The sequence below is a fragment of the Pseudomonas sp. HN2 genome, from assembly GCF_020736465.1.
In the GTDB taxonomy this organism is placed as follows: domain Bacteria; phylum Pseudomonadota; class Gammaproteobacteria; order Pseudomonadales; family Pseudomonadaceae; genus Aquipseudomonas; species Aquipseudomonas moraviensis_A.
The window spans coordinates 5,193,461-5,212,740 of the sequence record NZ_CP085885.1 but is presented as its reverse complement, the minus strand read 5'-3'; the positions used below and the strand labels follow the sequence as shown (position 1 = coordinate 5,212,740).

Sequence of the window (19,280 nt, the reverse complement as noted above, 5' to 3'; positions counted from 1 at the left end):
AGCGGTCAATCAGTCAATGATATGTTGAATGGCAGACCGCTATCGCGAGCAGGCTCACTCCTACAGTTGATCGGTGGCGGGTTCTAGATTTCTATCAACGCACCCAACTCGCGCTCCAGCTCGGCCTCATCCGCCAGGTTCAACTCGATCAACCGCCGCAGGCGCTGGATCGACTCCAGGCTGATATGCCGGCAGATAAACCCCAAATGGCCGTTCTCCTCGTGGGCCAGATGCACATCCATCTCGATGTCGACGTCATCGCTCAGATGAATGTCGACGGCAAAGTCCTGCTCTTTATCACCAAGCCACGGCTCCGGCCGTTCGATCAACAATCCCTTGAGTGACAGGTCGATCAGCCTGACCGGCCAGGTGTACTCGCCCTGTTTCAGCTCGGTTCGGGCATCGAACGCAATACGTTTGAAGCGACGTCGATTGGCGGAGTGATCGTTCATGGCGCAAATCCTCATGAAGGTTCGCTGACTATAGACTGCGAATGCGTGCGCCAGCCAATCGCGCACGCGTCTAGACCTATGTCGGGGTATGGCCTTTGGCGCCGTAAGCGCTAAACTCGGGGTGGCTGTCTTTCTTGTCCACCCTGGCTGGAATAAAAAAATGAAAAATAATAATAGCCTGCTGCGCCACTTACCCTGGCTCGTGCTGGCAATCGTAGGAGCGTGCGCCCTGGGCGTAGTGGCATTGCGCCGCGGCGAGGCGATCAACGCCTTGTGGATTGTGGTCGCTGCCGTGGCCATTTATCTGGTTGCGTACCGTTACTACAGTCTGTTCATCGCCAACAACGTGATGCAACTGGATCCGCGTCGGGCTACCCCCGCCGTGCTCAACAACGATGGTCTGGACTATGTGCCGACCAACAAACACATTCTTTTCGGTCACCACTTCGCGGCCATCGCTGGCGCGGGGCCGCTGGTCGGTCCGGTGCTGGCGGCGCAGATGGGGTATCTGCCCGGCACGCTCTGGCTGATTGCCGGTGTTGTGCTGGCGGGCGCGGTGCAGGACTTCATGGTCCTGTTCATGTCGACCCGCCGCAACGGCCGATCCCTGGGCGACATGGTGCGTGAAGAAATGGGCCGGATTCCCGGGACCATCGCGCTGTTCGGCTGCTTCCTGATCATGATCATCATCCTCGCGGTGCTGGCGCTGATCGTGGTCAAGGCCCTGGCCGAGAGCCCGTGGGGCATCTTCACCGTGATGGCGACCATCCCGATCGCGATGTTCATGGGCATCTACATGCGCTACATCCGCCCGGGCCGCATCGGCGAAATCTCCGTGGTCGGCGTGTTGCTGCTGCTCGGTTCGATCTGGCTGGGCGGGCAGATTGCTGCCGATCCGGTATGGGCCAAGGCCTTCACCTTCACCGGTGTGCAGATTACCTGGATGCTGGTCGGTTACGGTTTTGTCGCCGCGTCGCTGCCGGTCTGGCTGATTCTCGCCCCGCGTGACTATCTGTCGACCTTCCTCAAGATCGGCACCATCGTCGCGCTGGCGATCGGTATCCTGATTACCATGCCCGAGCTGAAAATGCCGGCGCTGACCCAGTTCGTCGACGGCACCGGGCCGGTGTGGAAGGGCGGTCTGTTCCCGTTCCTGTTCATCACCATCGCCTGCGGCGCGGTATCGGGTTTCCACGCACTGATTTCTTCGGGCACCACGCCGAAGCTGCTGGATAACGAAACCAACGCCCGCTACATCGGTTACGGCGGCATGCTGATGGAGTCGTTCGTAGCGATCATGGCCATGGTTGCCGCTTCGGTGATCGAGCCGGGTGTGTACTTCGCCATGAACAGCCCGGCCGCCGTGGTCGGCAGTGATGCCGCGTCAGTAGCGCAAATGGTCACCAGTTGGGGCTTCGCAATCACGCCTGAGGCGCTGCAAGCGGTTGCCCATGACATCGGCGAAACCACCATCCTGGCTCGCGCCGGTGGTGCGCCGACCCTGGCGGTCGGTATCGCGCAGATCCTGCACAGTGTCCTGCCGGGTGAAAACACCATGGCGTTCTGGTACCACTTCGCGATCCTGTTCGAAGCGCTGTTCATCCTCACCGCTGTCGACGCCGGTACCCGTGCCGGGCGTTTCATGCTGCAGGACCTGCTCGGCTCCTTCGTCCCGGCGCTGAAGCGCACCGAATCCTGGACAGCCAACCTGATCGCCACCGCCGGTTGTGTGGCGATGTGGGGCTGGTTGCTGTATCAGGGCGTGATCGATCCACTGGGCGGCATCAACACCTTGTGGCCACTGTTCGGCATCTCCAACCAGATGCTCGCCGGTATCGCGCTGATGCTCGGCACCGTGGTCCTGATCAAGATGAAGCGTCAGCGCTACATCTGGGTCACCCTGTTGCCGGCCACCTGGCTGTTGATCTGCACCACCACCGCTGGCTTCATCAAGCTGTTCGACGCTAACCCGGCGATCGGCTTCCTTTCGCTGGCGAAGAAGTACAGCGATGCGCTGGCCAACGGTCAGGTGCTGGCACCGGCGAAAAGCGTCGAGCAGATGCAGCACGTGATCTTCAACGCCTACACCAACGCCACACTCACCGCGCTGTTCCTGTTCGTGGTCTTCAGCATCCTGTTCTACGCGCTCAAGGTCGGCATCGCCGCCTGGGGCAAGAAAGAGCGCACGGATAAAGAATCGCCATTTCAGGCCCTGCCGGATGCGTAACCAGAGGATTGCAGCATGTTCAATGACCTGAGTCGCCTCGGTAAATACCTCGGTCAGGCCGCGCGCCTGATGGTCGGCATGCCCGACTACGACACCTACGTCGAGCATATGCAAACCAAGCACCCGGACAAACCGGTGATGAGCTACGAGATGTTCTTCCGCGAACGTCAGGAAGCGCGTTACGGTGGCAAGGGTGGGCCGAAGTGCTGTTGAGCTGACAGCCTGCGGTTGAGGTAATCCCCTGTGGGAGCGAGCCTGCTCGCGAAGTGGAGAGTCAGTTGATGAGTGATTTGACTGGCACACCGCTTTCGCGAGCAGGCTCGCTCCCACATTTGTTTTTGTGTTTCTTTAAGGAGATCAGGTTTTGTCTTCTCCCATTCCGGTAACGGTACTCAGCGGTTTCCTCGGCGCCGGCAAGACCACCTTGCTGCGTCATTTATTGAAAGCCGAGCACGGCCTGAAAATCGCCGTGATCGAAAATGAATTCAGCGACGCCGGGATCGACACCCAACTGCTCGGTGACGAGCCGGTGCAGGTCATGACCCTGGCCAACGGCTGCGTCTGCTGCACTATTCACACCGACCTGACCAAGGCGCTGTACTTGCTGCTCGAGCGCCTGGACAGTGGCGAAATCGCCTTCGATCGTCTGGTGATCGAATGCACCGGTCTGGCCGATCCGGCGCCGGTGGCGCAGACGTTCTTCATCGATGAAGAACTGCGCGAGCGTTATCTGCTCGACGGCATCATCACCCTGGTCGACGCCGCTCACGCCGATGTGCACCTGACCCAGACCATCGCCCAGGCGCAGATCGGTTTCGCCGATCGCTTGCTCGTGAGCAAGACCGATCTGGTCGATGAGGCGACGTTCACCGCATTGAGCGAACGCCTTACGCGAATCAACCGTCGCGCGCCGATCCGCGTGGTCGAACATGGCAACATTGATCTGGCCGAACTGCTGGATGTGCGCGGCTTCAACCTCAATGCTGATCTGGGCGGCGGTTTGAGCCTGCGTCCGGTGAGCAAGGCACCCTCGATCGATCGCATCTCCAGCCTGGTGCTGCGCACCGATCAGGCACTGGATATCGATCAGCTCAGCGAGTTCATGAACGAACTGCTGGAAGAGCATGGCAAGCAATTGCTGCGCTACAAAGGTGTGCTGAATATCGCCGGGGAAGATCGACGGCTGGTGTTTCAGGGGGTGTTGAAGCTGTATGGTTTCGACTGGGACACCGAATGGGCCGAAGGCGAAGCGCGAGAGAGTGTGATCGTGTTTATCGCCGATGACTTGCCGGAAGAGAAGATTCGGGCGGGGTTTGCCAGGGTGGCCTCTGCCTGATGGGTTTGTAGTGTCAATGATGACGCCATCGCGAGCAGGCTCACTCCTACAGGGGAACGCATTTCAAATGTAGGAGTGAGCCTGCTCGCGATAGCAATCTAACCAACAACACAATGCTCAAGATCTGGACCGAGCAGTGTCTGCTCAAGATGATCCAGATGTCGATTCATCAGTTCCTCTGCCTTGGCAGCATCACCTCGCTCGACGGCCTGAACCAACGCCAAATGCTCCTGCCACGCGCAACAGCTGCGCGTCGGGCACCGACTCCGCGCAATCGCCAATGACGTCAGCGGCACCAGACTGTCAAGAAAATGCGCCAACGGTGCATTCCCCGCCATCCGCGCCAACTGCAGATGAAACTCCCCCGACAAGCGAATCGCCGCCCCGCGCCGATCCTGCTCGACGGCGCGCTTCTCGCGTTCGATCAACGTGCGCAGACGTTGTAACTCATCTGCACGCGAGCGCTGACACGCCAACCGCACCAGGGTGCTTTCAGCCAGCCGCCGCGCATGCAGCGTCTGCCGGATCAGCTCTCGATCGGGCGCCGCCACTCGCGGCCGATGATTGGCGCGCAGCACCACGATCTGTTCATGGGACAACTGCGTCAGTACCCGCCGCACATCGGCGCGGCTGGCGCTGAACATCGCCTTCAGACTGTCCTCGGTAAACCGGCTGTGTTCATCGATACGCTGCTCGAGGATCGCGTCGAACACTCGCGGATACAGATCCTCCACCGGCGTGCGCAGGCCAGGAAAGGGCAGGGCAGTGGAGTGCGCATGCGAGGCTGAAGCAAAACTGTTCATGGCCGTTCTCCTGGCAAATCAGGTGGGCAGGTTGTCATCCGGGATATTCAGCTCGACGCCCATGCGCTGGCCTTCGCGCAGAATGTGCCGGCGCATCTCGGCGCTGGCCTGAGCGCTGTTCTTGCTGCGGATCGCGCGGACCACGGCTTCGTTTTCTTCCAGACGCTCAGCCAGATGCTCCGGGGAATTGCGCAACACGTCAGCGCTTTGCTTGAGGGCATTGCTGGTCTGCTGGACCACGCTCTGGAAAATCGGGTTCGAGGTCAGGGTGAACAGTTCTTCGTGGAAGGCAATGTAGGCGCTGACCCCGGCTTCGCTGTCGCCGGCCTCGAGGGCTTCGCGCATGTCCATCAGGGTCAGGCGCAACTGGCCGACTTCCTTGCTGCTGATCGATTGCGCGACCAGCCCGACGATGAACGGTTCGAGGGTGTAGCGCAGTTGCAGCACGTCTTCGAGACTGGCGCCGGCCACCGCGCTGTCGTGGCTCTGGCTGTCGCTGAGTTGCGCATCGAGGACGACCACGCCTTTGCCCGGCATCGAGCGCACCAGGCCGAGTGTTTCCAGCACGATCACCGCTTCGCGCAGGCTCGGCCGGCTGATGCCCATTTGTTCAGCCAGTTCGCGCTGGCCCGGCAGCATGTCGCCTGAACGCCACTGGCCACAAGCCAACGCGGCGCGGAGCTTTTCCACCACTGAATTGACGACGGTTGAAGTTGTAATCACGTATTGGCTCCCTGCGCCGTGCCTGCCAATCAGCAGGCACGGCACTCATTCAAAATTCTTTGGCCGCCGCTTGGGCGACGGTTTTTCGCGGTTGAAAGTTATAGCCCTGTTCGCCGTTGAGCACCTTGTTCGCGCGCTGCACGTCGATGTCCTTTTCCCAGCGGGCGATGGCCACGGTGGCGACGCAGTTGCCGATCAGGTTGGTCAGCGCGCGGCCGATGCCCATGAACCAGTCCACGGCCAGCACCAGCACCAGACCGACCACGGGAATCGCCGGGATTGCGGTCAAAGTCGCCGCGAGAATCACCAGCGCCGATCCGGGAATGCCATGGGCGCCTTTCGAGGTGATCAGCGACACCAGCAGAATCGTCAGCAAATCAGTCATCGCCAGTGGTGTGCCGGTGGCGTTGGCGATGAACACGATGGCCAGGGTCAGGTAGATCGAGAACCCGTCGAGGTTGAACGAGTACCCGGTCGGGATCACCAGCCCGACGGTGGAGCTGCCGATACCGAGGTGTTCAAGCTTGCGCATGATCTGCGGCAGCACGGCGTCGGAAGAAGCGGTGCCCATGACGATCAGCAGTTCTTCACGCAGGTATTTGAGCAGCGGCCACATGCGCAGGCCGGAAACGCGCATCACCAGACCGAGAATCAGCGCGACGAAGGCGACGCAGGTCAGGTAGAACAGACCGACCAGGCTGCCCAAGTGTTGCAGCGAATCGAGGCCGTATTTGCTGGTGGTGAAGGCGATGGCGCCGAACACGCCGATCGGCGCCAGCCGCACGATCATGCCCATGATGCGGAAGATCACATGGCTGAGTTCGTTGATCAGCCGCGAGATCCCGGACGCCGCTTCGCCGACCAGATTCAGCGCACTGCCGAACAGCACCGAGAACAGCAGCACTTGCAGAATATTGTTGTCGGCGAAGGCACCGATCACCGAGGTCGGGATCAGGTCCATCAGGAATTGCGTGGTGGTGTGCATGTGCTGGCTGCGTTCAGCGAGGTCGCCCATGTCGGCGCTGGAGAGTTGCTCAAGATGGATATTCGCGCCGCTGCCGATGCCGGTACCGAAGGCGAATACCAGGCCGATCACCAGGGCGATGGTGGTCAGCACTTCAAAGTAGATCACCGATTTGAGGCCGATGCGCCCGACCTTCTTCAGATCGCCCGCGCCGCTGATGCCGCTGACCACCACGCAGAACACGATCAGGCCGATCAGCATCTTGATCAGTTTGATAAAGCCATCGCCGAGCGGTTTCAGTTGGGCGGAGTATTCGGGAAGGGTCAGCCCGCAGACGATGCCGAGCATCAGTCCGAGAACCACTTGAAGGAAGATTGAACGCGAGCACCATCTGAGCATGGGAGGAATCCTGGGTCGGTGTCCTGGCTGCCGCACGCGTTGCGCATCGGATTCAGGACTTAATTGTTGTGGTCTTACCGGTATGTCCAGTGCAGGCGCAGTCTAGGCTTGGGTTTTTCCTGATTACAAGCGGGCAGCATGAAATTGGCATGACCGGTCTGACCGGTGGTCCAGAAGCCAAGATCGCAGCCTCCGGCAGCTCCTGCATTTGAAATGCGATTCCCCGTAGGAGCTGCCGAAGGCTGCGATCTTTTGATCTTTTCAACAGGCAAAAAAAAACCAGCCAATCACTTGGCCGGTTTTTCATGCTGCAGGTTTAACGTCGCACTTAAGCGCCGTACACCGGCAGTTTCTTGCAGATGGCTTTGACTTTCTCACGAACGGCATCGATCACCGCTTCGTTGTTCAGGTCAGCCAGGATGTCGCAGATCCAGCCGGCCAGCTCTTTGCACTCGGCCTCTTTGAAGCCGCGAGTGGTCACAGCCGGGGTACCGAAGCGCAGGCCGGAGGTGACGAACGGCGAGCGAGGATCGTTAGGCACGGAGTTCTTGTTCACGGTGATGAACGCTTTGCCCAGTGCGGCGTCGGCGTCTTTACCGGAGATGTCCTGCTTGATCAGCGACAGCAGGAACAGGTGGTTTTCAGTACCGCCGGACACCACGTCGAAACCGCGCGCGATGAACACTTCGGCCATGGCCTTGGCGTTTTTCACCACTTGTTGCTGGTAAGCCTTGAACTCAGGCTGCAGCGCTTCCTTGAAGCAGATCGCCTTGGCCGCGATCACGTGCTCCAGCGGGCCACCCTGGGCGCCCGGGAATACTGCGGAGTTGAGCTTTTTCTCGATCTCGGCGTTGGCCTTGGCCAGGATCAGGCCGCCACGTGGACCGCGCAGGGTCTTGTGGGTGGTGGTGGTCACGACGTCAGCGAACGGCACAGGGTTCGGGTAGACACCAGCGGCAACCAGACCGGCAACGTGAGCCATGTCGACGAACAGGTAGGCGCCGACCTTGTCAGCGATTTCGCGGAAGCGCGGGAAGTCGAGGATCTGCGAGTAGGCAGAGAAACCGGCGACGATCATTTTCGGCTTGTGCTCGACTGCCAGGCGCTCGACTTCGTCGTAGTCGATCAGGCCGTTGGCGTCGATGCCGTACTGGATGGCGTTGTACAGCTTGCCCGAGGAGGAAACGCTGGCGCCGTGGGTCAGGTGACCGCCGTGGGCCAGGCTCATGCCCAGAATGGTGTCGCCGGCCGACAGCAGGGCCAGGTAGACAGCAGCGTTGGCTTGGGAACCGGCGTGCGGCTGAACGTTGGCGTAATCGGCGCCGAACAGTTCCTTGGCGCGGTCGATGGCCAGTTGTTCAACCACGTCGACGTATTCGCAACCACCGTAGTAACGCTTGCCCGGATAGCCTTCAGCGTACTTGTTGGTCAGGACCGAGCCTTGAGCTTCCATCACCGCTGGGCTGGTGTAGTTTTCCGAAGCGATCAGCTCAATGTGTTCTTCCTGACGCTGAGCTTCTTGCTCCATGGCGGCAAAAAGGTCGGCGTCGTACTTGGCAATAGTCAAATCACGGCTGAACATGGCGGTCCTCAAGGATCGGGGGCAGAAAAGGGGGGCATTCTAACTCAACCGCTTTTGGATGACATATGAAACGACATCATGTCGCAGACAAGTGGCGTTCATGACGGGATCAGCGGTGATCGGGTGGTTGTGTGGCGAGGGAGCTTGCTCCCGCCGGGCTGCGCAGCGGCCCCAAAACCCTGTGAGCGCTGCGCACTCAAGCGGGAGCAAGCTCCCTCGCCACAATTGCGTGTTCTAGTCGAACATGAAGAGCGCATCGTTACAGAACTGCGCCTCGAACCGCCCCGCCGGCATCGGCCGTCCGAACAGATAACCCTGCACCTCATCGCAGCCATGCTCACGCAGGAAGTCCAGTTGCTCGTGGGTTTCCACGCCCTCGGCAATTACCGCCAGGTTCAGGCTGTGGGCCATGGCGATAATTGCACGGGCGATCTGTGCGTCCTGTTCGCCGGACGGCAGGCCGTCAACGAAAGTGCGGTCGATCTTCAGCACGTCGATCGGGAATTGCTTGAGGTAGTTCAGCGATGAATAACCGGTGCCGAAGTCATCGACTGCAATGCTCAGGCCGAGGTTTTTCAGTCCGGCAAGAATCTGCATCGCCTCGCTGACTTCGCGCATCAGGATACTTTCGGTCAGTTCCAGTTCCAGACACGCCGGGGGCAGGCCGGTTTCCCGCAGGATGGTGGCAATCCGGGTGCCCAACTGGCCGTCGGAGAACTGCCGTGCGGAAATGTTCACCGAGACCTTCGGCACCCGCACCCGCTGCTGGTGCCAGGTTTTCAGCTGTCGACAGGCCTCGCTGATGACCCAGTCGCCAACGTCCACCACCAGCCCGAGCTCTTCCAGCACCGGAATGAAATCCCCCGGCGGCACCAGTCCGCGACGGGGATGGCGCCAGCGCAGCAGCGCTTCGGCGCCGGTCAAACGTTTGCCGTCGCCGCTGAACTGTGGCTGGTAATACAGGACGAATTCGTTCTGCTCCAGCGCATGACGCAAATCGCTTTCCAGCTCCAGACGTTCCAGCGCACTGGCGTTCATGTCGGCCTGATAGAACTGGAAGTTGTTCTTGCCGCGTTCCTTGGCGTGGTACATCGCCGTGTCGGCGTTCTTCATCAACTGGCTGAGTTCGTTGCCGTCCTGCGGGCTCAGGGCAATGCCGATACTGGCGGTGACGAAGAACTCGCGGCCCTCCAGCACGAACGGCCGCACCAGGCTGGCGAGGATCTGCTCGGCGACATGAATCGCCCGGTTCAGCGCCAGTTCACGGCTGGAGCGATGCTGCAACAGCAAGGTGAATTCGTCACCACCCATGCGCGCCACGGTGTCGTCGTCATCGACGCAGGCCAGCAGACGCGTGGCCATGTCCTTGAGCATGCGGTCGCCGGCGGCGTGGCCGAGGGAGTCGTTGATCGGTTTGAAACGGTCGAGGTCGAGGAACATCAGCACCACCCACGACTTCTGCCGTTCGGCCGCTTGCAGTGCGGTGTGCAGACGGTCCTGGAACAGCGTGCGGTTCGGCAGGTGGGTGAGGGCGTCGTAGTAGGCGAGGCGGTGGATGCGCTGCTCGCTGGCCTTGCGCTCGCTGATGTCGCTGAAGAAACACACGTAACTGGCCAGATCGCCTTCGTCGTCGAGCACGGCGGTGATGCCGACCCACGCCGGGTAATGCTCGCCGTTGCGGCGCTTCATCCACACTTCGCCTTCCCAGGTGCTGTGCTCGTGCAACTGCTTGAGCACGTAGCGCAGGTGCGCGTCCTGCTGCTCGTCGACGGTGAGCATGTTCGGCAATTGGTCGAGGACTTCGCTGACTGTGTAACCGCTGACCCGACTAAACGCTTCGTTGGCCTGGACGATGTAGCCGGCCGGGTCGGTGATCAGGATCGCCGAGGTCGAGTGCTCGAATACCGTAGCAGCCATGCGCAGGTCTTTCTCGGCACGGCGCTGCTGACTGATATCGCGGCCGACGCCGAGCACGCCTTCGAACGCGCCGTGTTCGTCCCAGACCAGCACCAGGCGCAGTTCGATCGGAATCTTCCGGCCGTCGGCGCGCAGGCAATCGAACAGGAACAGCTGGGTTTGCACCTGACTGCGCAGCAACGCCAGTTGCTCGGGCTTGTCCAGCGCTTTGCTGACGCGGTCCATCAGCGTGTAGATGCCGTTCAACTGCCCGGGGTTGGCGATGGTCGATTGCCAGCCATTCTGGAAAATCCATTCGGCGTTGTAGCCAAGCACAGCCTGCACCGACGGGCTGACGTAGTTCAGCGAAAGCTTGGAGTCGGTGGAGAAAATCACGTCGCTGATGCTTTCGGCGAGCATGCGGTAGCGCTGCTCGCTGTCACGCAGCGATTCGCTGGCCTCGATCTGTTCGGTGATGTCCTTGGCCACGCCGATGATCCGCGTGACCTGATCGTGCTTGTCCCGCGCCAGTGCCTGTTCGCGAATGTCGAAGCGCCGCCACTTGCCGTCGCGATGACGGAAGCGCAACTGGCATTGCAACAACTGGCTGTAACCGGCGTGGCGCTGCAACTGCCGCGAGCGATGGTAGTAGTCGGCGTCTTCCGGGTGCAGGAGGATTTCCCAGAAGTATTCGCCCATTTGATGCAGCTCGGTGCGGTTGTAGCCGAGGGTCTGGCCGAGGTGGTGGTTGCTGAAAATCATTCGCTGGCTGATCACGTCCTGCACATACAGATGATCCGGTACGGTGCGCACCACGTCCGACCAGAAACCTTCGCGCTCCAGCAACGACAGTTCGATCAGCTTGCGGCTGGTGATGTCGCTGATGCTGAGGATCACCGCTTTATAGTCGTGCTGCTCGCTCGGCAGGCGCAGGACCATCCACAGGTGCTGGTCGCGGCCATTGCTGTTGGGCAGCTTGATTTCCAGTTCCAGCTGCTTCTGCTGCTGCAGCACGGCGTCGAGGATCTGCTGACCGATCGCGCACTGCGGATGGCGCTGGCCGTCGATCAGCAGTTGCCAGGCATCGTCGCAGGAATGCACATCGAGCAGTTGCAGGGCGACCTGATTGACCTCGGTGACGCGCATTTCCTGGAGAAGTTGCTGGCGCTGATGTGGTTGGTCGAGCCAGGCTTTTAGCTGGTCGCTGGTCTGGATCTGCGCCTTGTCGAACATCTGCTTGAGGCCGGACAGGTCAAGCACGCACAAGGCCACACCGGTGCCTTCGAAAATATCCTGATAGCGCCGCCGACCTTCGTGCACCTGGCGCTGGCGGCGGCGCATGTTCAGCAGCGCGATCACCGGCAGCATCGAAAACGCCAGGCCGAGCAGGCATTTGCCAATGAACGCCGGCAGCAGTTCTTCCAGTACGCGCTGGCGGTCGAACAGCCCACGCAGTTGCCAGTCACTGCTGCTCAGCGGCACGGTCAGCACGGTGTTGGCGACATCGTCGGGGGTCAGCCCGCCAGCCTTGGCCGAGGGCAATCCGGCTTCGCGGCTGATGATCTGGTGATTGAGGCGGTTTTCCACCAGCCACAATGGGCGCAGGGCGGTGGCGTCCTGTTTGGTCAGCGAGTCGAAGAACGTCGGCGTCAGGCGCAACGCCCAGTAACCGCGGCTGCTGCCGCTGGCCTGATGCAACAGCAGGTGCACCACCGAGCCGTCATCGGCGTTGCTGAAGTAATGCGCCTGGGCGCGGCTGCGGCGTACCAGTTCGGTCAGGTAATCGGCGTCGGAGCTGTCGCTGGCGCTGTCGCTGATGATCCGGCCGGAGGGCGAGAGCAGGGCCATGCTGCGCAGATCGGGCAGCGAGCGCTGCAGTTTGCGCAAGAGCATCTGCTGTTCGTCGGCGGTTTGCGGTTGCTCGACGATCGGTAGCAGATTGAGGGCGATTTGCGCGTTCAGCGCCATGTTCAGGCTGACTTGCGCGGCGAGGTCGGCGGTGTAGTCGATGGTGTACTGGCGCTGGTTCTTCTGGGTTTCACGCAATTGATCGAGCAGTTGCCAGAACAGCAACGCGAGCAATAACAGCACGAGGGTGGCCAGCGCCCCCTTCAATGTCCCGCGCAGGGGCGAGCCGGGCGCCGGTGGGGTGCTGCTCACAGAGGCTGGCGGAGTGACATTGGTCAAGCTGTGATCCTGCGATTTGGCTGGACTGGCGCGACGTGCACTATAAGCCGGACGCCCGAAGGGCGGCTAGCATGCCTTGAGTTGTGGCGAAGTGCCAGCCCCTCTCGGCTGGACTGCCACCGGTCATTCAGGTAGCTTTGCCGGTTAGACGGGGGCGTTCCAGCCCCTACAATCAGACTTTTTCCAGCGCGCACGCATTGATCGTGATCAAGTGAACGACGCGCACAGTCTGGCCAGGCATCGCCTGCGCTCCAATCATTCATCTGTCACTGACCCAAGGTTCTCCATGGCTCAATACGTCTTCACCATGCATCGGCTGGGCAAAGTTGTTCCGCCGAAGCGGGAAATCCTCAAGAACATTTCGCTGTCCTTCTTCCCCGGCGCCAAGATCGGCGTGCTCGGCCTCAACGGTTCGGGTAAATCCACGCTGCTGAAAATCATGGCCGGCGTCGATACCGAGTTCGAAGGCGAAGCCCGTCCGATGCCGGACCTGAACATCGGTTACCTGCCGCAAGAGCCGCAGCTCGACCCCGCCAAGACCGTACGTGAAGTGGTCGAGGAAGCAGTCAGCGTGATCAAGGATGCGCAAGCGCGCCTGGACGAGGTCTACGCCGCCTACGCCGACCCGGATGCCGACTTCGACAAGCTCGCCGCTGAACAGGCCAAGCTCGAAGCGATCCTGCAGGCCAGCGACGGTCACAACCTCGAGCGCCAGCTGGAAGTCGCCGCCGATGCGTTGCGCCTGCCGGCCTGGGACGCGAAAGTGGAACACCTGTCCGGTGGTGAAAAGCGTCGTGTCGCCCTGTGCCGTCTGCTGCTGTCCGCCCCGGACATGCTGCTGCTCGACGAACCGACCAACCACCTGGATGCCGATTCCGTGGCGTGGCTGGAGCATTTCCTCCACGACTTCCCGGGCACCGTGGTCGCGATCACGCACGACCGATACTTCCTCGACAACGTTGCCGGCTGGATTCTGGAACTCGACCGCGGCGCGGGCATTCCTTACGAGGGCAACTATTCGGGCTGGCTCGAAGCCAAGTCCGATCGTCTGGCCCAGGAGTCCAAGCAGCAGTCGGCTCATGAAAAAGCCATGAAAGAAGAACTGGAGTGGGTGCGCAAAGGCGCCAAGGCCCGCCAGTCGAAATCCAAGGCACGTCTGCAACGCTTCGAGGAAATGCAATCGCAGGAGTTCCAGAAGCGCAGCGAAACCAACGAGATCTATATCCCGGCCGGTCCGCGCCTGGGCGACAAGGTCATCGAGTTCAAGAACGTCACCAAGGGTTACGGCGATCGCGTGCTGATCGACAACCTGTCGTTCTCCATGCCGAAGGGCGCCATCGTCGGCGTGATCGGTGGTAACGGTGCCGGTAAGTCGACGCTGTTCCGCATGCTCATGGGCAAGGAAACCCCGGATTCGGGCAGCATCGAAATCGGCGAAACCGTGCAACTGGCCTGCGTCGACCAGAGCCGCGAAGACCTCGACGGCAGCAAGACCGTGTTCCAGCAGATCTCCGACGGTTCCGACCAGATCCGCATCGGCAACTACGAGATCCCGTCGCGCACCTACGTCGGCCGCTTCAACTTCAAGGGCGGCGACCAGCAGAAGTTCGTCAAGGATCTGTCCGGCGGTGAGCGCGGTCGTCTGCACCTGGCGCTGACCCTGAAGGAGGGTGGCAACGTCCTGCTGCTCGACGAACCGTCCAACGACCTCGACGTGGAAACCCTGCGTTCGCTGGAGGAAGCCCTTCTGGACTTCCCGGGCGCCGCCATTGTGATCTCCCACGATCGGTGGTTCCTTGACCGTGTCGCCACGCACATCCTGGCGTACGAAGACGACTCGCAAGCGGTGTTCTTCGAAGGCAACTACACCGAGTACGAAGCCGATCGCAAGAAACGCCTCGGCGAAGCAGCGGCCCAGCCACACCGGGTACGTCACAAGAAACTGGCCTGATATCGGGTTGGTTGCAGAAAGAGCGGAGCCTTCGGGCTCCGTTTTTTTTGCCCGGTTTTTTCAGCGGGACCGAGGTGTGGCCATCGCGAGCAGGCTCACTCCTACATTTGAAATGCGTTCCCCTGTAGGAGTGAGCCTGCTCGCGATAGCTGTATAACTGGTGGTGCATTGCTTGAATCCAGACTCCCCACTCAGGTGCAAAATCAGCTCAAAAAACCGCCTGATTTATATCCTGTGCACCATTTAATTTCATAACTGCGACATTTTGCTCTGTTCCTGTGCGCAACTCGTTTGTTACAGTCCGGCCCAATCTCCTCCAACGACAATAAATTTGCCGAGACTTTTCCCATGATCGAATCCGTCGAATCCTTCCTCGCGCGCCTGAAAAAACGTGACCCGGACCAGCCCGAATTTCACCAGGCTGTCGAAGAAGTCCTGCGCAGTCTGTGGCCGTTTCTCGAAGCCAATCCGCATTACCTGACCTCGGGGATTCTTGAGCGCATCTGCGAGCCAGAGCGCGCTGTGGTGTTTCGCGTATCGTGGGTCGATGATCAGGGCAAGGTGCAGGTCAATCGCGGCTTCCGTATCCAGATGAACAGCGCAATTGGCCCGTACAAGGGCGGCTTGCGTTTTCATCCGTCAGTGAACCTTGGCGTGCTGAAATTCCTCGCCTTCGAACAGACCTTCAAGAACTCCCTGACGTCGCTGCCCATGGGCGGAGGCAAGGGCGGTTCGGACTTCGATCCGAAGGGCAAGAGCGATGCCGAAGTCATGCGCTTCTGCCAGGCGTTCATGAGCGAGCTGTACCGCCACATCGGCGCCGACGTTGACGTGCCGGCCGGCGATATCGGCGTCGGGGCGCGGGAAATCGGTTTCCTCTTTGGCCAGTACAAACGCCTGAGCAACCAGTTCACCAGCGTCCTCACCGGCAAAGGCATGACCTACGGCGGCAGCCTGATTCGCCCGGAAGCCACCGGCTTCGGTTGCGTGTACTTCGCTGAAGAAATGCTCAAGCGCCGCGGGCAGACCGTGGAAGGCAAGCGTGTGGCGATTTCCGGTTCCGGTAACGTCGCGCAATACGCGGCGCGCAAGGTCATGGACCTCGGCGGCAAGGTGATCTCCTTGTCCGACTCCGAAGGCACGCTGTATTGCGAAGCCGGTTTGAGCGAAGAACAGTGGCGGGCGCTGCTGGAACTGAAAAACGTCAAACGCGGGCGCATCAGCGAATTGGCGAGCGCTCATGGCCTGGAGTTCCGCGCCGGACAGCATCCATGGTCGCTGCCCTGTGACATCGCACTGCCTTGCGCGACGCAGAACGAACTCGATGCCGAAGCCGCGCGCACGCTGCTGGGCAACGGCTGCGTGTGCGTTGCCGAAGGGGCGAACATGCCGACCACGCTGGAGGCTGTGGATATCTTTATCGAGGCGGGCATTCTCTTTGCGCCGGGCAAAGCTTCGAATGCCGGCGGCGTGGCCGTGAGCGGTCTGGAGATGTCGCAGAACGCCATGCGCCTGCTGTGGACAGCGGGAGAGGTAGACAGCAAGCTGCACGCGATCATGCAATCGATCCACCACGCCTGCGTGCATTACGGCGAAGACAACGGTCAGGTCAATTACGTCAAGGGCGCGAACATCGCCGGTTTCGTCAAAGTCGCCGATGCGATGCTGGCGCAAGGCGTGGTTTAAGCCGGTTCGATGCGGATCACTTCGATCAGTTGATCGCCGGCAGGCCGCTGCCACAACACTTCATCGTTGAGCCGGGCGCCGAGCAAGGCTCGGCCCAGCGGTGAGGCCCAGTTGATCAGGCCCTGACTGGCGTCGGCCTGATCCTCACCGACCAATTGCACGCGGTGTTCTGTGTCGTGCTCGTCAGCAAAAGTCACCCAACTGCCGATCTGCACCTTGTCGGTGGAAGTCGCGGCGACAGCCACTTGGGCGCTGCTCAGGCGTTGAGTGAAATACCGCAGATCCCGTTGCAGATCCGCTAGACGTTGCTTGTCGGCCTGCTCGCCCTTGGCCGTTTGCTCGGCATGCAGGCTTTGCAGTTCGGCGACCTTCGCCTGCAACTGCGCCAGGCCCTGCGGGGTGACGTAGTTGGGCTGCGTGCTGACCTGGCGTTCGACCGGCTGATCGGCCTGCGCGGCGGCGTTGTCTTCGTTGACGAATGCGCGACTCATGAAGTCCTCCTGTTAAAGGATTTGGGCCATGGTTGCCGGCATTTGGTTTCAACGGATGTCTGCAAGCGACCTATTGCGAGCGATAAGCCCGCCCGACGTCCTGATCCTTCTGCTGCTGCCAGGCGCGTTCGCGCTCATCCCAATGCTCGTTGCGGTATTGCTCGCGATCCTTGTTTTCCAGCATCGCCTGGCATTGGCGAAAGCCATCGACCCAGCCTTCGGCGTATTGCTGGTCTTTGAGATAGCGCGGCACGTTCTTGCGAAACTCGCCGCTGATCGAACCCGCCGCTTGCCGGCCACTGACGCAACCGTCATCGAAGCCGTCGGCGAAGGCCGGTGGATACCCCTTGGCGATCAAGTCTTCATGAGTGGTCTGGCAACCGCCCAGCGCCAGGACAACGCCCAACAACCCCACGCACCGCCACATCGCACTCTCCCGCGCCGGTTTTCGGCTGATACGGGAAGTCTAGAAGGGTATTGGTCAGGTGTCGGTGAAAGGCGTGTGAGTAATTCGTTGAACAGCACAGATCCCCTGTAGGAGTGAGCCTGCTCGCGATAGCAATCTATCAGTCGATGATATAGCGACTGGAATACCGCTATCGCGAGCAGGCTCACTCCTACAGGGGCATGTCTGGGATCAGTAGTGATACCACTTCACTTCGAGCATGACTTCGGTTTCGGGTGTGGCGAGGTGGCTGAACTCGCGCTGCGCGCTCAAGCGCAAACCGAGGTTGCGCGACAGCTCCCATTGCTGGTTCAGGCTCAGGCTGCGGCGCACTTCGCCGTTGAAGAAATAATCGCCCTTGGCCTCCAGGCTCAGGTTGCCCAGCGGGTTTTTCCACAGCACGCCGGTATTGAAGCCACCGGCCGGGGAAACAAACTCGGCGAAGTCGTTGTTGTGTTCCACGCGTACCGTGCCAAGGGCAAAGCCGAGTACGTCTTCGCCCAACTGCCAGGTACCGCCGCCGCCACCGTTGACGTGGCTGACCAGTGTTTCGTCATCATGCTTGCCCGGTACACGCTCAAGGCCACCGGTGACCTGCCAGGACAGCGGTTGCAGCAGCTCGTTGCGCGGTGTCAGCGAACGGATGGTCGCCAGATCCAGTTGCTGCAACTGCCAGTCATTGCCTTCGTACTGACGCAGCTTCAGTTGCAGGATCTCGATCTGTGCGCCGAGGGGAAAGCTTTCGGCGTTGTCGTTGAGGTCGTGATAGGCCATGCGCAGGCCATATTCGCCAAAGGCGCGATCACCGCGCGTACCGAGGCCGGCCTGCCAGGTGCGGGACTCGTGGCCATCTTCGGGCAGACCGGGTTGCGGAATTTCCAGCTCCGGCGCCGGGTTCTTGTTGATCGCGCGCAGCAGTTCGAAGCTGCGCTGCGCTCTCTGCGGGTCGCGTTCCTGGCCGTTGGCGCGGTAGCGCTCGAGACGATAGGCGGCATCGACGATCAACGCCTGACGCGCGCGGGGCAGGGCTTTGAACGTTGACTCTTGCAGGACTTTTTGATCGGCGCTGACCTTGAGCACCCATTGCTGTTCTTCATCGCTCAACGGTTCGGCGCGGCTGAGCAGTTCACGTTCGCGGGACGGGCGATATTCGATGTGTTCGACCAGCCCGGCCTCTTTCACCGCTTTGACGGTGTCGGTCGGGATTGCGGTCAGCGGGAATTGTTCGGTCAGGCGCAGGCTCGGCCGCGCCACTTGCAGCAGCTCAAGCAAGCGATACGAGCAGTTTTCGTCGAAGAAGAAATAGTCGAACTGGATCTGCTTGAGCTCCCACACATGCTCGACCATGCGTGCGGTTTCTTCCTGGGTCAGGTTGAGCCGGTATTCCCACAGGTCGCGGTTTTCCAGGCTGCGGTATTCAGAGAGCTTTTCCTGATACGGCACCAGTGCAAACAGCCCCGGGTAGCCGCCCATCAAGCCTTTCCAGGCATACAGAATGCTGTTGTCCGAGCCCTCGATGTAGGCGCCGAAGTTGATCGCGTAGCTGAGCAGCGAGGTCTTGTCGGCCTGCACGTCCGCCTGGTCAATGCGCAGCAAGGTGTGGCCGAACATCGACGAAGGGCTGTTGAGATACGCCGCCGGGAAAATCATCACCGCGCTGTGCGGCGAGACGTCCTTGAACCATTTTTTATATTCCGCGCACTCCGGCGCGGGCAGGTCGGCGAGATTGAGCTGTGCTTTCAGCCAGCGTGTACGCGCCGGGTAAACGCATTGGGCGTGTTGCTCGCCGAGGCTGGCCGGGGCGTACAGCGCCTGCACGGTGGCGGCCAGTTCGCGGTCCGGATGTTCGTTGCCATCGGGGGCGAGAAAGAATTTCTTGTCGCTGACATAGCTGCGCCAGCCGCCGAGCTTGGCGGTTTCGTAATGACCGAGGGAAATCCAGAAGCGGTCGTTGGCCAGTTGCTGCAAACGTTGAGGATCGATGTGAGGCGCGGCGGACAGCGGGGCGCAGACACAGAGCGCCAGCCAGGCAAGGCGTTTGAGCATAGTCGGCAACTTAAGTCGAAAGAAAAAATTCAATACCAACAAACTGTAGGAGCTGACGAGTGCAACGGGGCTGCGATCTTTTGATCTTCAAA

At 60.7% G+C, this 19,280-nt stretch carries 14 protein-coding genes; 5 read left to right on the top strand and 9 right to left on the bottom strand.

Features of this window, described 5'->3' with window-relative positions; all coding sequences use genetic code 11:
* Positions 1 to 83: 83 nt before the first annotated feature.
* Positions 84 to 452 carry a PilZ domain-containing protein gene (locus tag LIS66_RS23085; RefSeq protein WP_065615646.1) on the bottom strand — a complete coding sequence of 123 codons (369 nt, stop codon included), beginning with the start codon at positions 450 to 452 and terminating at the stop codon, positions 84 to 86.
* 160 nt (positions 453 to 612) lie between these two features.
* Here LIS66_RS23085 and LIS66_RS23080 point away from each other — a divergent pair, with 160 nt between their 5' ends.
* The 3 genes from LIS66_RS23080 (at position 613) to yjiA (ending at position 4,015) form a co-directional block, all read left to right on the top strand.
* Positions 613 to 2,679, top strand: coding sequence for a carbon starvation CstA family protein (locus tag LIS66_RS23080; RefSeq protein ID WP_042610518.1), 2,067 nt, complete (start codon positions 613 to 615; stop codon positions 2,677 to 2,679).
* Between the two features lie 15 nt (positions 2,680 to 2,694).
* Positions 2,695 to 2,892 carry a YbdD/YjiX family protein gene (locus tag LIS66_RS23075; protein WP_003228401.1) on the top strand — a complete coding sequence of 66 codons (198 nt, stop codon included), beginning with the start codon at positions 2,695 to 2,697 and terminating at the stop codon, positions 2,890 to 2,892.
* A 151-nt stretch (positions 2,893 to 3,043) separates the two neighbouring features.
* The gene (gene yjiA / locus LIS66_RS23070) at positions 3,044 to 4,015 is read left to right on the top strand and encodes a GTPase (RefSeq protein ID WP_064364097.1); all 972 of its coding nucleotides are present in this window, start codon (positions 3,044 to 3,046) and stop codon (positions 4,013 to 4,015) included.
* A gap of 98 nt (positions 4,016 to 4,113) precedes the next feature.
* On the opposite strand, the gene LIS66_RS23065 is transcribed toward yjiA, so the two are convergent.
* The 5 genes from LIS66_RS23065 to morA form a co-directional block, all read right to left on the bottom strand.
* The gene (locus LIS66_RS23065; RefSeq protein WP_227973104.1) at positions 4,114 to 4,818 is read right to left on the bottom strand and encodes a GntR family transcriptional regulator; all 705 of its coding nucleotides are present in this window, start codon (positions 4,816 to 4,818) and stop codon (positions 4,114 to 4,116) included.
* A gap of 18 nt (positions 4,819 to 4,836) precedes the next feature.
* Entirely contained in the window at positions 4,837 to 5,541 is a 705-nt protein-coding gene (locus LIS66_RS23060) for a FadR/GntR family transcriptional regulator (RefSeq protein ID WP_227973103.1), read from the bottom strand.
* 49 nt (positions 5,542 to 5,590) lie between these two features.
* Positions 5,591 to 6,904: a C4-dicarboxylate transporter DctA gene (locus LIS66_RS23055; protein WP_227973102.1), complete on the bottom strand. Its 1,314-nt coding sequence runs from the start codon at positions 6,902 to 6,904 to the stop codon at positions 5,591 to 5,593.
* A 328-nt stretch (positions 6,905 to 7,232) separates the two neighbouring features.
* On the bottom strand, positions 7,233 to 8,486 hold the full coding sequence (gene glyA, locus LIS66_RS23050) for a serine hydroxymethyltransferase (protein WP_039761726.1): 1,254 nt from the start codon (positions 8,484 to 8,486) through the stop codon (positions 7,233 to 7,235).
* A 234-nt stretch (positions 8,487 to 8,720) separates the two neighbouring features.
* Complete coding sequence (gene morA / locus LIS66_RS23045) at positions 8,721 to 12,569, bottom strand: cyclic di-GMP receptor MorA (RefSeq protein ID WP_227973101.1); 3,849 nt, start codon at positions 12,567 to 12,569, stop codon at positions 8,721 to 8,723.
* Positions 12,570 to 12,855: 286 nt separating this feature from the next.
* On the opposite strand from morA, the gene ettA reads away from it, so the two are divergent.
* Together ettA and gdhA are read left to right on the top strand one after the other, a co-directional pair.
* Positions 12,856 to 14,520, top strand: coding sequence for an energy-dependent translational throttle protein EttA (gene ettA / locus LIS66_RS23040; RefSeq protein ID WP_016773108.1), 1,665 nt, complete (start codon positions 12,856 to 12,858; stop codon positions 14,518 to 14,520).
* A 348-nt stretch (positions 14,521 to 14,868) separates the two neighbouring features.
* Entirely contained in the window at positions 14,869 to 16,206 is a 1,338-nt protein-coding gene (gene gdhA, locus LIS66_RS23035; RefSeq protein ID WP_065615650.1) for an NADP-specific glutamate dehydrogenase, read from the top strand.
* On the opposite strand, the gene LIS66_RS23030 is transcribed toward gdhA, so the two are convergent.
* From LIS66_RS23030 to LIS66_RS23020, 3 genes are all read right to left on the bottom strand, one after another.
* On the bottom strand, positions 16,203 to 16,697 hold the full coding sequence (locus LIS66_RS23030) for a GreA/GreB family elongation factor (RefSeq protein ID WP_042610511.1): 495 nt from the start codon (positions 16,695 to 16,697) through the stop codon (positions 16,203 to 16,205). The two genes, gdhA and LIS66_RS23030, sit on opposite strands and share 4 nt — an antisense overlap.
* Positions 16,698 to 16,767: 70 nt before the next feature.
* On the bottom strand, positions 16,768 to 17,124 hold the full coding sequence (locus LIS66_RS23025) for a hypothetical protein (protein WP_064364103.1): 357 nt from the start codon (positions 17,122 to 17,124) through the stop codon (positions 16,768 to 16,770).
* Between the two features lie 210 nt (positions 17,125 to 17,334).
* On the bottom strand, positions 17,335 to 19,188 hold the full coding sequence (locus LIS66_RS23020) for a DUF4105 domain-containing protein (RefSeq protein ID WP_227973100.1): 1,854 nt from the start codon (positions 19,186 to 19,188) through the stop codon (positions 17,335 to 17,337).
* Positions 19,189 to 19,280: the final 92 nt, after the last annotated feature.

What these genes read in the sequence shown, in the direction of transcription:
- LIS66_RS23085 (WP_065615646.1), bottom strand. Translation starts at nt 452, where the DNA reads ATGAACGATCACTCCGCCAATCGACGTCGCTTCAAACGTATTGCGTTC.
- LIS66_RS23080 (WP_042610518.1), top strand. Translation starts at nt 613, where the DNA reads ATGAAAAATAATAATAGCCTGCTGCGCCACTTACCCTGGCTCGTGCTG.
- LIS66_RS23075 (WP_003228401.1), top strand. Translation starts at nt 2,695, where the DNA reads ATGTTCAATGACCTGAGTCGCCTCGGTAAATACCTCGGTCAGGCCGCG.
- LIS66_RS23065 (WP_227973104.1), bottom strand. Translation starts at nt 4,818, where the DNA reads ATGAACAGTTTTGCTTCAGCCTCGCATGCGCACTCCACTGCCCTGCCC.
- LIS66_RS23055 (WP_227973102.1), bottom strand. Translation starts at nt 6,904, where the DNA reads ATGCTCAGATGGTGCTCGCGTTCAATCTTCCTTCAAGTGGTTCTCGGA.
- glyA (WP_039761726.1), bottom strand. Translation starts at nt 8,486, where the DNA reads ATGTTCAGCCGTGATTTGACTATTGCCAAGTACGACGCCGACCTTTTT.
- ettA (WP_016773108.1), top strand. Translation starts at nt 12,856, where the DNA reads ATGGCTCAATACGTCTTCACCATGCATCGGCTGGGCAAAGTTGTTCCG.
- gdhA (WP_065615650.1), top strand. Translation starts at nt 14,869, where the DNA reads ATGATCGAATCCGTCGAATCCTTCCTCGCGCGCCTGAAAAAACGTGAC.
- LIS66_RS23030 (WP_042610511.1), bottom strand. Translation starts at nt 16,697, where the DNA reads ATGAGTCGCGCATTCGTCAACGAAGACAACGCCGCCGCGCAGGCCGAT.
- LIS66_RS23025 (WP_064364103.1), bottom strand. Translation starts at nt 17,124, where the DNA reads ATGTGGCGGTGCGTGGGGTTGTTGGGCGTTGTCCTGGCGCTGGGCGGT.
- LIS66_RS23020 (WP_227973100.1), bottom strand. Translation starts at nt 19,188, where the DNA reads ATGCTCAAACGCCTTGCCTGGCTGGCGCTCTGTGTCTGCGCCCCGCTG.